This window comes from Erwinia sp. V90_4, from assembly GCF_029967685.1.
In the GTDB taxonomy this organism is placed as follows: Bacteria; Pseudomonadota; Gammaproteobacteria; order Enterobacterales; family Enterobacteriaceae; genus Erwinia; species Erwinia aphidicola.
Map to the genome: position 1 here is coordinate 182,476 of NZ_JASCAQ010000053.1, position 14,383 is coordinate 196,858.

Annotated in this window: 10 protein-coding genes; all 10 read left to right on the forward strand. The window is 61.4% G+C overall.

The annotated features are described in order from the left end of the window. Positions 1–115: 115 nt before the first annotated feature. The 10 genes from bcsR to QLG07_RS15055 all read left to right on the forward strand — a co-directional run bounded on the left by bcsR (position 116) and on the right by QLG07_RS15055 (position 14,176). Positions 116–307: a cellulose biosynthesis protein BcsR gene (bcsR, locus tag QLG07_RS15010; protein ID WP_282469546.1), complete on the forward strand. Its 192-nt coding sequence runs from the start codon at positions 116–118 to the stop codon at positions 305–307. A gap of 2 nt (positions 308–309) precedes the next feature. Next, the gene (gene bcsQ, locus QLG07_RS15015; RefSeq protein WP_282469547.1) at positions 310–1,041 is read left to right on the forward strand and encodes a cellulose biosynthesis protein BcsQ; all 732 of its coding nucleotides are present in this window, start codon (positions 310–312) and stop codon (positions 1,039–1,041) included. After that, the gene (bcsA, locus tag QLG07_RS15020; RefSeq protein WP_282469554.1) at positions 1,038–3,656 is read left to right on the forward strand and encodes a UDP-forming cellulose synthase catalytic subunit; all 2,619 of its coding nucleotides are present in this window, start codon (positions 1,038–1,040) and stop codon (positions 3,654–3,656) included. Before bcsQ ends, bcsA begins: the two co-directional genes overlap by 4 nt. Continuing rightward, a complete protein-coding gene (bcsB, locus tag QLG07_RS15025) occupies positions 3,653–5,902 on the forward strand; it encodes a cellulose biosynthesis cyclic di-GMP-binding regulatory protein BcsB (RefSeq protein ID WP_282469548.1) in 2,250 nt (749 codons plus the stop codon). Before bcsA ends, bcsB begins: the two co-directional genes overlap by 4 nt. After that, positions 5,902–8,559, forward strand: a complete 2,658-nt coding sequence (locus QLG07_RS15030) for a cellulose synthase subunit BcsC-related outer membrane protein (protein ID WP_282469555.1) — start codon at positions 5,902–5,904, stop codon at positions 8,557–8,559. The genes bcsB and QLG07_RS15030 overlap by 1 nt, the downstream gene beginning before the upstream one ends. 131 nt (positions 8,560–8,690) lie before the next feature. Then, a complete protein-coding gene (locus QLG07_RS15035; RefSeq protein WP_048917832.1) occupies positions 8,691–10,187 on the forward strand; it encodes an EAL domain-containing protein in 1,497 nt (498 codons plus the stop codon). Positions 10,188–10,294: 107 nt separating this feature from the next. After that, positions 10,295–10,468 (forward strand): hypothetical protein, encoded by a 174-nt coding sequence (locus QLG07_RS15040; protein WP_187498261.1) that lies wholly within the window; start codon positions 10,295–10,297, stop codon positions 10,466–10,468. Beyond that, a complete protein-coding gene (locus QLG07_RS15045) occupies positions 10,449–10,652 on the forward strand; it encodes a hypothetical protein (protein ID WP_282469549.1) in 204 nt (67 codons plus the stop codon). Before QLG07_RS15040 ends, QLG07_RS15045 begins: the two co-directional genes overlap by 20 nt. A gap of 486 nt (positions 10,653–11,138) precedes the next feature. After that, positions 11,139–12,413, forward strand: a complete 1,275-nt coding sequence (locus QLG07_RS15050) for a dicarboxylate/amino acid:cation symporter (RefSeq protein WP_048917831.1) — start codon at positions 11,139–11,141, stop codon at positions 12,411–12,413. A gap of 272 nt (positions 12,414–12,685) precedes the next feature. Beyond that, positions 12,686–14,176: a pitrilysin family protein gene (locus tag QLG07_RS15055; protein ID WP_048917830.1), complete on the forward strand. Its 1,491-nt coding sequence runs from the start codon at positions 12,686–12,688 to the stop codon at positions 14,174–14,176. Positions 14,177–14,383: the final 207 nt, after the last annotated feature.

Sequence of the window (14,383 nt, forward strand, 5' to 3'; positions counted from 1 at the left end):
ATTCTAATCCCGTAAATATACATTACATCGTAAACCATTCCAGTGAATCATTGATGGAATCGTTATGTGATGAAATCCTATTAATCCGTGCGGATAATCCGACATAATGACCGCCATGCCGAATAAAAATCAGCAATCTGGGAAAACCCCTGGCCACGAACCGCCCGATGACATTAGCGCACTGGGTGAGGCTTTTGCGTTAACCGCGTTTCGCTATATCGATATTGCCCGTCAGGAAAGGCTGGCCGCAATTTATCAGCGCTGGCCATTACTGACCGAATTGGGCGCATTGCAAAAAAAGGGGTAGTTATGCCGGTGGTGGCATTTTGCGGTTTACGCGGGGGAGTGGGCACCACTTCCATAACAGCGGCGCTGGCCTGGGCACTGAATAGCCTTGGCGAACGTACGCTCGCCATCGATTTTTCCCCGTTTAACCAGCTGCGGATGCATTTCAACACCCCTTACCAACAGCCGCGCGGCTGGGCGCACAGCGCGCTACGGCAGCAGCCCTGGCAGCAGAGCGCCATGCGCTACACGCCATTGCTCGATTTTATCCCCTTCGGCCAGCTGCAAGCGGCTGAAAGCGAAGCGTATCTGCGCAATCCTGAAGCGCTGCTGGCGCCGTGGGCCGGGCGGCTGCACGCGCTGCGGGGCGACTATCGCTGGGTGCTGCTGGATATCCCGGCGGATATGCCGCAGCTGGCGCGGCAGCTGTTGCCGCAGGCGGACCACCAGATCGGGGTGATTGTCCCCGACGGCAACTGCCATCTGCGCCTGCATCAGGCAGAGGTCGCAGAAAATACCCGGTACCTTATTAACCAGTTTAATCCGGTGAGCAAGGCACAGCAGGATCTGCACCAGCTGTGGAGCGGCTCGCTCAATCAGCGCCTGCCGCTGCTGGTGCATCGCGACGAGGCGCTGGCTGAAGCGCTGCTGAACAAGCAGCCTCTCGGTGAGTATCGCCCGCTGAGCCTGGCGGCGGAGGAGATTGCCACGCTGGCGAGCTGGTGCCTGATCAACCTGACGAGCGTGCCAGCATGAACCCGCTGCGCGCGCTGCTGATGCCCGCCGCCCTAAAGGCGCTGAGCCAGCGTTACCGCGGCTATCGCCGCCAGCGCACGCCGCCCCTGACGGCGGCGCTGCACTGCCTGCTGGTGGCGCTCGGCTGGGCGCTGCTGCGCTTTGAAAGCGCGCAGTGGCAGCAGGTCAGCGCCCGCCAGCGCCAGCTTTACCCGCATATCTCCCCCGAGCGCCCGCGCCCGGGCGATGCGCTGCGCTACCTGATCCAGAGCCTGTGGCTGCTGCTGGTGCTGCCGCTGGATGCCTCGGCGCGCAGCGAACGCCAGCGGCTGAATGCCTTTAGCGCGCTGGCCCGCTGGCGCCGGGGTTTTTACCGCTGGCTCAACCGCCTGCCGCAGCGCGCCGCGCAGGCGAAGCTGGAAAAACGCGGCGAGCGCTGGTTAAGCCAGCTTCCCCCTTTGCTGCGCCGCGCGCTGTTCACCGTGGCGGTGCTGCTGGCGACGGCGCTGGCGCTGTTGTGCATCTCGCAGCCGTTCGATATCTGGACGCAGTTTATCTTCGTGATGGTGCTGTGGGCGGTGGCGATGGTGGTGCGGCGCATCCCCGGCAGGCTGCCAATCATGATGATGATCGTGCTGTCGCTGACCATCTCCTGCCGCTATCTGTGGTGGCGCTATACGGCCACGCTAAACTGGAACGATCCGCTCAGTCTGACCTTTGGCGTGCTGTTGATCGCCGCTGAAACCTACTCATGGGTGGTCCTGCTGCTGGGTTATTTCCAGAGCCTGTGGCCGCTGCAGCGCAAGCCGCTATCAATGCCGGAAGATGTCAGCAGCTGGCCCGCGATCGATCTGCTGGTGCCAACCTGGAACGAGCCGCTCAGCGTGGTGAAGCCGACGATCTACGCTGCGCTTGGCCTCGACTGGCCGCGTGAAAAGCTCAATATTTATCTGCTGGATGACGGCCGGCGGCCGGAGTTTCGCGCCTTTGCCGAGAGCGTGGGCATCCACTACCTCGCCCGCCCCAGTCACCAGCACGCCAAGGCGGGCAACATTAACCACGCGCTGCGCACCACCTGCCGCGGCGAGTTTGTGGCGATTTTTGACTGCGACCACGTGCCGACGCGCTCTTTCCTGCAGATGACCCTCGGCTGGTTTATTAAAGACCCCCGGCTGGCGATGTTACAGACCCCGCACCACTTCTTCTCGCCGGACCCGTTTGAGCGCAACCTCGGGCGTTTTCGCCGCACGCCGAACGAAGGCACGCTGTTTTACGGGCTGGTGCAGGATGGTAATGACGTCTGGGATGCCACCTTCTTCTGCGGCTCGTGCGCGGTGCTGCGGCGCAGCGCGCTGGAGGAGATCGGCGGTATCGCGGTGGAAACCGTTACCGAAGATGCGCACACCTCGCTGCGCCTGCACCGCGCTGGCTGGACCTCGGCCTATATCCGCATCCCGCAGGCCGCCGGGCTGGCCACCGAGAGCCTGGCGGGGCATATCGGGCAGCGCATTCGCTGGGCGCGCGGCATGGTGCAGATTTTCCGCCTCGACAATCCGCTGCTCGGTAAAGGGCTAAGGCTGGTGCAGCGGTTGTGCTACGCCAACGCCATGCTGCACTTCCTGGCGGGTATTCCCCGGCTGATCTTTCTGCTGGCCCCGCTGGCGTTCCTGCTGTGCCACGCCTTTATCATCTACGCCCCGGCGCTGGCCATCGCCATCTATGTACTGCCGCATATGCTGCACACCAGCCTGACTAACTCGAAAATTCAGGGGCGCTGGCGCCACTCGTTCTGGAGCGAAGTGTATGAAACCGTGCTCGCCTGGTATATCGCCCGGCCGACCACGGTAGCGCTGTTCAACCCGCATAAGGGCAAGTTTAACGTCACCGCTAAGGGCGGGCTGGTGCAGGAGGAGCATCTCGACTGGGTGATCACCAAGCCCTATATCTTCCTGGTGCTGCTCAACCTGGCGGGGGTGGCAGCGGCCATCTGGCGCCTGTACAGCGGCCCGACGCACGAGATCCTGACGGTGCTGGTCAGCCTGCTGTGGGTGTTTTACAACATGATTATTCTCGGCGGCGCGGTGGCGGTATCGGTGGAGGCGCGCCAGATCCGCGAAGCGCACCGCGTGGAGATCGCCATGCCTGCGGCCATCGCGCGCGCCGACGGCCATCTGCTGCCCTGCACCCTGCGCGACTATTCGGACGGCGGCGTCGGGCTGGAGCTGCGTGAAGCGCACGCGCTCAACGCAGACGAAGAGGTCTGGCTGCTGCTCAAGCGCGGCCAGCAGGAGTTCAGCTTCCCCTGCGTGGTGCAGCGCACCTTTGGCCGCCGGGCGGGCATTCGCCTGCACAACCTCAGCACCGAACAGCACGTCGAGTTTATTCAGTGCACCTTCGCCCGCGCCGATACCTGGGCGCTGTGGCAGGACAGTTTCCCGGAAGACAAACCGATCCACAGCCTGGTGGATATCGTCATCCTCGGCTTTAAAGGCTACCTGCGCCTGGCGGAGTACGGGCCGCCGCGCCTGCGCCAGCTGTTTATTGGCTTAACCGCGCTGATGGCGTGGCTAGCTTCATTTTTCCCTAAAGCGCGCGGGCCACGGCCCGGTGCCCGCTCGGTAATCGCAGAATCATGAGAAAAACACGCCGCGGCCTGGCCGCACTCCTGCTGGCATTCGTCACCCAGGCCGCCCCCGCAGAAACCCCGGCAGCAGAGGCGCAGGTGCCGCCCGCCGCCCCGGTACGCCAGTCGGCGCTCAACTTTGCCCAGCTGGCACCGCCGCCGGGCAACTTTGCGCTGCGCGGCACCCAGCCGCAGGGGCAGATTGAGTTCGGGGTGCGTAGTGACGAAGTGGTGACTAAAGCGCTGCTCAACCTCAGCTATCGCCCGTCCCCGGCGCTGATCCCCACGCTGTCGCAGCTGAAAATCACCCTCAACGACGAGCTGGTCGGGCTGGTAACCATCACGGCGGATCAGCTGGGGAAAGAGAACCAGACGCAGGTGGCGATCGACCCGCGCTTTATCGGCGATTTCAACCGCATCCGCCTCGAACTGATCGGGCATTACACCAATATCTGCGAAAACCCGGCTAACAGCGCGATCTGGCTGGATGTCGGTAAGCAGAGCGGGCTGCAGCTGACGCTGCAAAAGCTGCCGCTGAAAAACGACCTTTCGCACTTCCCGGAACCGTTCTTTGACGCGCGCGACGGCCGCCCGATGAGCCTGCCGGTGGTGTTTGCCGCCACGCCGGATCTGGGCCAGCAGCGCGCCGCCGCCATACTCGCGTCGTGGTTTGGCAGCAAAGCCCAGTGGCGTGGGCAAAACTTCCCGGTGCTGTTGAACCAGCTGCCCGCGCAGCAGCACGCGGTGGTGTTCGCTACCAATGCCCAGCGGCCTGACTTCCTCAAAGCGCTGCCCCCGGTGGATAAGCCGACGGTGGAGATCGTCGATCAGCCGGGAAATCCGTACCAGAAAATGCTGCTGGTGCTCGGGCGTGACGACAACGATCTGATCGCGGCGGTGCAGGGTATCGCGCAGGGCGAGCTGCTGCTGCGCGGTCAGACCGCCCAGGTGGAAGGGGTGAAAACCCTCGCCGACCGCCAGCCCTACGACGCGCCGAACTGGGTGCGCACCGACCGCCCGACCACCTTTGCCGAGCTGCAGCAGTATGCGGGCCAGCTGCAGTCGGATGGGCTGCAGCCTGCGCCGCTGGCGTTTACCCTCAACCTGCCGCCGGACCTGTTTTTGATCCGCGCACGCGGCATCGACATGGATCTGCGCTACCGCTACACCTCGCCGCTGCAGGAGGATGGTTCGCGGCTGGCAATACACCTTAACGACCAGTTTGTGCAGGATTACCCGCTGACCGTGAAGCAGGATCGCAGCAAACAGCTGCTGCGTATTCCGCTGCTGCAGGGGCTGCAGGATGGTAGCACCAGCCTGACCATCCCGGCGCTGCGCCTCGACGTGGTGAACCAGCTGCGCTTTAGCTTCGACTATGCGCTGACCTTTATCGGCGGTACCAGCGACCGCTGCGAAACCGTGGTGCCGGTCAGCAATCACGTGGTGATCGACGGCAACTCCACCGTCGACTTCTCCGGCTATCGCCACTTTATCGAGATGCCGTCGCTGCGCGCCTTCGCCACCGCCGGCTTCCCGTTCAGCCGCCAGGCCGATCTGGCGCAAACTCTGGTTCTGATGGACCCGCAGCCGCAGCCGGAGAACATCAGCGCCATGCTCAATGTGCTGGCGAACGTCAGCGCGCAGACCGGCTATCCGGCGCTCAAGGTGCAGATTGCCGACAGCTGGGCGCAGGCGCAGAGCAGCAACGCCGATATTCTGACCATTGGCAGCCTGCCCGCCGGGCTGAAGCAGGACAGCAATATCAGCCTGCTGGTCGATGCGGCGAAAAGCCGCATCAACAAGCCGCTGCGCCAGCCAGCGCTGAGCAGTGTGGACGGCCCGGCCAGCGACCGTCAGGCGCAGAGTCAGACCACGATAACGTCAGACGGGCCAATGGCGGCGGTGGTCGGCTTCCAGTCGCCGTATGACCCGCAGCGCAGCGTGGTGGCACTGTTAGCCGACAGCCCGCGCGGCTGGCAGCTGCTGAATGAGGCGATGAACGACAGCGGCAAACGCGCCGCCATGTTTGGCTCCGCCTCGATTATTCGCGAGTCCGGCGTCAGCAGCCTGCGCGTCGGCGAAACCTATTACGTCGGCCACCTGCCGTGGTGGGAGCGCCTGTGGAATGCGCTGGCGAATCATCCGCTGTGGCTGGCGCTGCTGGCCGGGGTGGTGGTGATCCTGTTTGCGGTGCTGGTGTGGCGCCTGATGCGCGGCGTCAGCCGTCGCCGCCTGGATGACGAGGATGACGACGCGTGATGCGGCGGCTGACCGGGCTGTTACTGCCGCTGCTGCTGCTGCCCGGCAGCCCCGGCGTGCGGGCGCAGGTGGCGCCGATTGACTGGCTGCTCCAGCAGGTGCGGGTCGGCGAAGCCAACCATAAATACGAACTGGTGACGCAGTCGCTCTACCGGCTGGATAAAATCGACCCGGATAATCCGCAGGTTGTCGCGGCCAAACTGCGGCTGGCGCTGCGCCAGGGCGACCAGGCCCGCGCCGCACAGCTGATGGCGCAGCTGCGGCGCAGCGCACCGGATGCGCAGGCCACGCGTGAGGCGGCGGCCAATATGCTGCTCATCACGCCGGAAGGCCGGCAGCAGCTGCAGCAGGCGCGGCTGCTCGGCGCTTCCGGGCGGCTGGTGGAGGCGCAGGCCGCGTGGGATCGCCTGTTCCACGGCGCGTTTCCCTCCGCTGACATGGCGCTGGAGTACTGGCGGCTGGTGGCCCAGCTGCCCGGCCAGCAGGCGCGCGCGCTGGCGCAGATGCAGGCGCTGGACCGCATCACGCCGGGCAATGCCGAACTGCAGCAGTCGCTGCGGCTGATGCAGCAGAATGTGCAGCGGGTCAAAGCCGATAGCCAGGCCGCCGCACTGGGCGCTCGCGGGCAGGCGCTGGCAGCGGCCAACCACCGGGCGGCCGCTATTGCGCTGTTCCGCCAGGCGATTGCCGCCGATCCAGGCGGTGACGACGTCAATAAATGGCGTAGTCTGCTGCGCTCGAACCACTACTGGCTCAGCATTGAGCAGGGCGATAAGGCGCTGGCGGCAGGCGAACTCAGCGCGGCGCAGAGCCACTATCAGCAGGCCGCGGGTTTCGATCCGCGTGATGCCTGGGCCCGTATCGGCTTTGGCGATGTGGCGCTGGCCGGTAAAGATCGCGCCGGGGCGGAGCAATACTACCGCCAGGCGCTGCGGCTTGAGCCGCAAAACCGTACCGCCGGACGTCGGCTGGTGACGCTGCGGCTGGACGCGCTGACTGCTGAAGCAGAGCAGCTGGCGGCGCAGGGCAGATGGGCGCAGGCGGCAGAGAAGTATCGCCTGGCGCAGCGCGAGGCGCCGGATGATGTCTGGCTCAACTATCACAGCGCGCGCGCGCTGCGTGAGAGCGGTCAGCGCGCGGCGGGCGACAGGCTGATGGCAGCGATGGCGGCGCGCCAGCCGCAGCAGCCGGCGCAGGTTTATGCTTACGGGCTGTGGCTCTCCGGCAACGGTGACGACGCGGCCGCGCTGGCGCGTCTCAACACCCTGCCACGCAGCCGATGGACGGGGGAAATGCGGGCGCTGGCGCAGCGCCTGGAGCGCAGCGAGCTGCTGGCGCGCATCGACCGCAGGGTGGCGAAGCAGGAGTATGCCACGGCGCTGAGCGACTATCGCCAGGCAATGCAGGCGGTGGGGATTAGCGCCACCGCACCCGGCGACAACGAGACCTTTACCCGCCTGATGCGCAGCGACGCGCAGGACGACTGGCAGCAGCGCGGCATCCGCCGCGACAGCGCCAGCCTGTATCGCCAGCAGGATACGCAGCTGACGCTGGCCGAGGACTATTCGCGTAATAAAGGCACCGGCGGCGTTTCCGATTTTAGCGCGCACACCACCATGATGCAGGCGGAGACTCCGCTGTCTGACGGGCGTGGCTGGCTGCAGCTGGATAATGTAGACGTCTCGGCAGGCAGCTTTGCCCGCAGCGCCAATGGCACAATCAGGGAGAATTTTGGCACCTGCGCCAGCGCGGATGCGCTGTGCAACCGCGACTTCCGCCAGCATCAGAACGGCACCAGCATTGGCGCGGGCTTTCGCAGCGAGCGCTGGTCTGCCGACCTCGGCACCACGCCGCTCGGCTTTGAGGTCACCAACTGGGTCGGCGGCCTGAGCTGGAACAGCGATATTGACGATCTCGGCGTGACGCTGAGCGCCTCGCGCCGCCCGATTGCCAGCTCGCTGCTGGCGTTTGCCGGCGCGCGCGACCCCAATCAGGCTAGCGGCAAACGCTGGGGCGGCGTGGTGGCGACCGGTGGCGCAGTCGGTCTGAGCTGGGATCGCGGCGGCGCGCACGGCGTATGGGCCGATCTCAGCGCACATCAGCTAACGGGTAAAAACGTGGCGGATAACTCCCGCGAGCGCCTGATAAGCGGTTACTACTACAAGCTCATCAACGACGATAACCGCCGGGCAACCGTTGGTATTAACGGCATGCTGTGGCACTACGCGCAGGATCTGAGCGACTATTCCCTCGGCCAGGGCGGCTACTACAGCCCGCAGCGCTATGCTTCGCTGTCGCTGCCGGTCACCTATCGCCAGCGCACGGCCAACTGGTCGTTTGACCTTGGCGGCTCGGTTTCGCTGTCGCACGCCCATAGCGACGCCACGCCGCGCTATCCGCTGAACTTCGGCGCCATCACCGCTGATAACGCCCCGGGCAGTGACGGCGGCGGCTCCGGCTTTGGCTATACTTTACAGGCGCTGGTCGAGCGCCGCTTAACCTCAAACTGGACGCTGGGCCTCGGCGTGGATATCCAGCAGGCCAAAGATTACACCCCGAGCCACGGATTACTCTTTCTGCGCTACTCGATGGCGGGCTGGCAGGGCGACCTTGATATGCCGCCGCAGCCGCTGGCGCCGTACGCCAGCCTGAAGTAAGCTGCGTGACTGTTCTCCCAGGAAAACACCTAAACCTCGCCCTGCAAAGCGTGATAGCTTAACAACCCGCAGTCATAGGATATACTCAGGGCGATTTTAGTCCTTTCAGCAGAGTTCTTCGGAGAGCAGGCTTGCGAGTCAGTCGTTCATTAACGATCAAGCAGATGGCGACCATTTCCAGCGTTGCGGTGGTCACGATTTGTATTTTTATCGTCATACAGCTTTTCCATTTTGTGCAGCAGCGCAGGATTGACTACGCCCAGCAGATGGAGAACGTGGCGCATACCGTGCGTCAGCCGCTGTCGCAGGCGGTGCTGAAGGCGGACATTCCTCAGGCTGAATTTATCCTCAACTCGCTGCGCCCGGCCGGTATTCTGGCGCGGGCGGAAGTGGTGCTGCCCAACGGCTTGCAGGCGCTGCATACCGATTTTGAACCCGAAAAGCCGGTGCCGCAGTTTATCGCCCGGCTGTTTGAACTGCCGGTGCAGATCACCGTGCCGCTCTATTCGGTAGAGCCGGCCAACCCGAAGCCGCTGGCGCTGCTGGTGCTGCAGGCCGATTCATGGCGCGTGTATCAGTTTATCCTCAGCGCGGTTTCCACCATGGTGACCACCTATCTGCTGCTGGCGCTGATCCTCTCGGTGTCGATCAGCTGGTGTATCAACCGCCTGATGGTCAGGCCGCTGCGCACCATCGCTGCCGAGCTGCAGGACCTTAGCCCGCAGCAGAGTATCGGCCATCAGCTGCCGCTGCCGAAATACCATCGTAACGATGAAATAGGCATGCTTATCCGCAACTACAATCGCAACCAGCTGGCGCAGGCGGCGCTGTATGCCGAGCGCCCTGCTGACCAGAGCAGCGCGGCAAAGCCGCGCACGGTGTGCGAGCAGGATATTGTGCGCGCGCTGCAGCAGCAGCAGTTTGCCCTGTGGCTGCAGCCGCAGATCGATATGCGCAATGGTCAGCTGGTGGGGGCCGAAGCGCTGCTGCGCATGCGCCAGGCCGACGGCAGCTGGTCGCTGCCGGACGATTTGATCCCGTGCGCGGAGGAAAAAGGGGTGATAACCGCGCTGGGCCGCTGGGTGTTTGAAGAGTCCTGCCGGGTGCTGGCGGGCTGGCAGCAGCAGGGCATTACGCTACCGCTGAGCGTGAATCTCTCCGCCGTGCAGCTCAGCGACCCGTCCATGGTCAGCCATCTACAGAACCTGATCACCCAGCATCAGATCTGCCCTGGCAGCCTGGTGCTGGAGATCACCGAAACCGCGCAGATTGGTGAGCCGCAGCAGGCGCTCAGCCTGTTGCAGCAGCTGCGCCAGGTGGGCGTGTCGGTAGCACTCGACGATTTCGGCATGGGCTACGCCAATCTCAACTGGCTGAACCAGTTCAAAGCCCTGCCGATCGCCAAGCTGAAGATGGACCGCAGCTTTGTGGTAGCGCTGCCCGAAGATGACACCATGGTGCGCATCGTCGCTGCTATTGCCGAGATCATCACGCTCGACGTGGTGGCCGAAGGGGTGGAAACCGAAGCGCAGCGCGACTGGCTGCTGGCACGCGGCATCCATATCGGCCAGGGTTACCTCTACTCCGAAGCGCTGCCGCTGGCGCAGTTCCAACAGCAGTACCTGTAAAATCCTGCTATTTCACTCACTGATTTTGCATATAAAAGATGCAACGCCAATGACAAAGCGAGGATGGCTGGTGTACAATTATTCAGCAACTTGCATCAGGAGGTGATATGCCTGCAAAAAATCTGACTCAGAAAGAGATTATTCAAGCTCTGTCTGATGCACAAAAAGCTGGATCTGTTCAGCTGACAGGAACAAGGGAAGAGCGCCGCGAGCAGCTTCGTGAGATGCGCCGTAAAGATTTTATCCAGGAAGGATATCGCATTGGGCAAACATCATCCTAAGCGCTTTTATTTTGCACGTCTCGAGATTGCGGTAAAATTTGCGTCGACCAGTGCGAAGTTCGGTTATGACGCAGAAGACCAGCAATATTATGAAGATGCTTTGCTCGATCTCCAGGATATCTGGGAGCAGCAGGGCTATATTGAAATCTACGACCCATCCTCGCACGGCTATTCCGCTCACTAGCCTCTGGCTAAAGACAGTAATTCTGTCGCTGGCTCATCCCCCGACTATACGGGCCTGTACCATGCTCGCTTACTCAAAACGGGTGAAGTCGATCCGTTGGTGATCATGACATTTCAGGGCATGATCGTTGACCAGCAAAGATATGAACGGGCAGTTATAGAAGCGTTGATCTATCACGACCTGATGTTTTTGCCCATGGGTCAGAAGACACCGCAGAACAAGAAAAAGCAGCGTGAATGGGTTCGTCATAACCTGGACTCCAGCGACGAAAACGCCAGTTAGTTGCTAAAAGCGTCATATTGAATTGATTAGGCGCCATTTCACTTTCTTTAGTTATACAAGTCGGGGCTGAAGTGATTCAGCTCATAAAACCAGGTTATGGAAGCCGCCGGGCCTGGTCGGGCTATATTAATCCTGTTAACTGGATGTTACTTTCGCGCTGTCACTGATTATAACAACAGCAATTCAGCCGTTAACGGATACCTTATGAAAAAATCCCTGTTCAAAAGTCTCTATTTCCAGGTGCTGACTGCCATCGCCATTGGCGTGCTTCTGGGCCATTTCTATCCTGAGCTGGGCGCGCAGATGAAGCCGCTGGGCGATGCCTTCGTCAAGCTGATCAAAATGATTATTGCCCCGGTGATCTTCTGTACCGTGGTGACCGGCATCGCCGGAATGGAGAGCATGAAAGCGGTCGGCCGTACCGGTGCGGTCGCGCTGCTCTACTTTGAAATCGTCAGCACTATTGCCCTGATTATCGGTCTGGTGGTGGTTAACGTGCTGCAGCCGGGCGTGGGGATGAACGTTGACCCGGCGACGCTGGATGCCAAAGCGGTGGCGATGTATGCCCAGCAGGCAGAGCAGCAGGGCGTGATCGCCTTCCTGCTGGATGTTATTCCCAGCAGCGTGATTGGCGCCTTCGCCAGCGGCAACATCCTGCAGGTGCTGCTGTTCGCCATTATGTTCGGCTTCGCGCTGCACCGCCTGGGCGATAAAGGCACGCTGGTGTTTAACTTTATCGACAGTTTCTCCAAGGTGATTTTCGGTATCATCAACATGATCATGCGCCTGGCGCCGATCGGGGCATTTGGTGCCATGGCTTTCACCATCGGTAAATATGGCGTTGGCTCGCTGGTGCAGCTCGGCCAGCTGATTATCTGCTTCTATATTACCTGCGCGCTGTTTGTGGTGGTGGTGCTGGGGCTGATTGCCCGTATGGTCGGCTTTAACATCTTCAAATTTATCGCCTACATCAAAGAAGAGCTGCTGATTGTGCTGGGAACTTCCTCTTCCGAATCTGCGCTGCCGCGCATGCTGGATAAGATGGAAAAGCTCGGCTGTAAAAAATCGGTGGTGGGGCTGGTTATTCCTACCGGCTACTCATTCAACCTTGATGGCACCTCGATTTATCTGACCATGGCGGCGGTGTTTATCGCCCAGGCGACCAACAGCCATATGGATATCTGGCATCAGATCACCCTGCTGGTGGTGCTGCTGCTCTCCTCGAAAGGCGCCGCGGGCGTGACGGGGAGTGGCTTTATCGTCCTGGCGGCGACGCTGTCCGCGGTCGGACACCTGCCGGTGGCCGGGCTGGCGCTGATCCTCGGTATCGACCGCTTTATGTCCGAAGCGCGCGCGCTGACTAACCTGATCGGTAACGGTGTGGCGACGGTGTTTGTGGCGAAATGGGTTGGCCAGCTGGATGAGACGCAGATGAAAGAGACGTTGAACGCGGGAAAAAAAGCTGAAAAAACGGCCTGATTTCACGGCATAAGTGCTTAATTCATTAAATATTGCCCCAAATGCCCGTCGTGACTTGCCCTCACGACGGGCATTTGCATAATAACCCCCAAGCTATTTTTATGATTTTTCATTCTGCGGTGTGACATCCCCGCCGATGTGTGGTCTAACAAACTGTTCCATTCGCAATTTATATTAAGAACAGTCGCTTCCTAAACGTGCGTACGCGCGATAACGGCAGGTAGTAGATCGCCAGTGATAATTTTTTGGTTTGTGATTGAGTAGGGGTTCACATGCAGGGCACCAGAATTCGTTTATTAGTTGGTGGAATATTGCTGGCTGCGGCCAGCCTGACTGTGCAGGCCGAAACTCTCCAACCCGATCCTGCCTGGCAGCAGGGCAAGCTGGATAACGGTTTCAGCTGGCAGCTACTCACAACCCCTCAGCGCCCAAGCGATCGCGTTGAGATTCGCCTGATGGTTAACACCGGTTCGCTGGTGGAGAGCGCCCAGCAGGCTGGCTACAGCCATTTACTGCCGCGCCTTGCGCTGGTGCATAATGCCGCGCTCGATCCCGCGCAGCAGCGCTCGCTGTGGCAGCAGAGTATGGACCCGCAGCACCCGATGCCGCCGGCCATCACCTCCTACGACTACACGCTCTACAACCTCAGCCTGCCGAACAACCGCCCGGAATTAGTGAAAGAAGCGCTGACCTGGCTGGCGGCAACGGCGGGTAAAATGACCATTAATGAAGAAGTGGTCAATACCGCCAATAATGCGGATGATCCGATTGCCACCTGGCCGGGCAATCCGCAGGATACCTGGTGGCGCTACCGGCTGAAAGGCTCCTCCATGCTGGCCCACGACCCCGCTTCCCCGGTAAAAGTGCCGGTAGATCTCGCCGCGCTCAATGCCTTCTATAAGCAGTGGTACACCCCGGATGCCATGACGCTGTTTGTCGTCGGCAACGTCGACAGCCGCAGCCTGTCTGAACAGATCAACAAAGTGTTTTCGCCGCTGGAAGGCAAGCGCGAACAGCCTTCCGCGATGCCAACGCTCTCCCCGCTGCTGCCGCAGCCGATCAACCTGGCAAACAGCACCCTCAGTCAGGACCGCCTGTCGCTGGTGTGGGATACGCCATGGCAGCCGATCCGCGAGTCGCAAAACCTGCTGCGTTACTGGCAGAGCGATCTGGCGCGTGAGGCGCTGTTCTGGCATGTGCAGAAGGTGCTGAGCGATAACAAAACCCAGGGCATGCAGGTGGGCTTTGACTGCCGCGTGCTGTACCAGCGTGCGCAGTGCGCCATCAATCTGGATGCCGACAATGCCTCGCTAAACAGTAACCTGACGCTGATTGCCAAAGAGATGGTCAACATTCGTGATAAGGGTCTGTCTCAGCAGGAGTTTGATGCGCTGATTGGGCAGAAGAACAGCGAGCTGAACAAGCTGTTTGCCACCTACGCGCGCACCGATACCGATGTCCTGATGAGCCAGCGTCTGCGTTCTCAGCAGAATGCGGTGGTGGATATCGCGCCGGAGCAGTATCAGAAGCTGCGTCAGCAGTTCCTGTCAGGTCTGACGCTGGATATGCTTAACCAGGAGCTGCGCCAGCAGCTGACGCAGGATATGACGATGGTGCTGATGCAGCCGCCGGGCGAGCCGGAAACTAACGTCAAGGCGCTGCAGGAGAGCTGGCAGAAGATTATGACGCCAGAGCCTGCGCCCGCTGCAGCATCCGATGCCGCAGCCGCTCCGTCCGGCGACAGCACCACGCCACCGCAGTAATCATCGCGGGCCAATACCCTGTAGGGGCTGACCCTCTTTTTCGGTCAGCCCGTTATTGCGAATCACCGCCACGGGTCGACCGAAAAAAAGGGTCGACCCCTACCTACCTGTTACTCTGCCGTCTGTATTACCCAATCCGGGCGCCCAGCCACGCGTTGTATCGGCAGGGGCAACCTCGTATTTGTAGGGGCTGACCCTCTTTTTCGG

Bases quoted from the DNA above. Each gene is read 5' to 3' on its own strand.
- QLG07_RS15050 (WP_048917831.1), top strand. From the start codon at position 11,139: ATGAAAAAATCCCTGTTCAAAAGTCTCTATTTCCAGGTGCTGACTGCC.
- bcsB (WP_282469548.1), top strand. From the start codon at position 3,653: ATGAGAAAAACACGCCGCGGCCTGGCCGCACTCCTGCTGGCATTCGTC.
- bcsA (WP_282469554.1), top strand. From the start codon at position 1,038: ATGAACCCGCTGCGCGCGCTGCTGATGCCCGCCGCCCTAAAGGCGCTG.
- QLG07_RS15030 (WP_282469555.1), top strand. From the start codon at position 5,902: ATGCGGCGGCTGACCGGGCTGTTACTGCCGCTGCTGCTGCTGCCCGGC.
- QLG07_RS15055 (WP_048917830.1), top strand. From the start codon at position 12,686: ATGCAGGGCACCAGAATTCGTTTATTAGTTGGTGGAATATTGCTGGCT.
- bcsR (WP_282469546.1), top strand. From the start codon at position 116: ATGCCGAATAAAAATCAGCAATCTGGGAAAACCCCTGGCCACGAACCG.
- QLG07_RS15040 (WP_187498261.1), top strand. From the start codon at position 10,295: ATGCCTGCAAAAAATCTGACTCAGAAAGAGATTATTCAAGCTCTGTCT.
- bcsQ (WP_282469547.1), top strand. From the start codon at position 310: ATGCCGGTGGTGGCATTTTGCGGTTTACGCGGGGGAGTGGGCACCACT.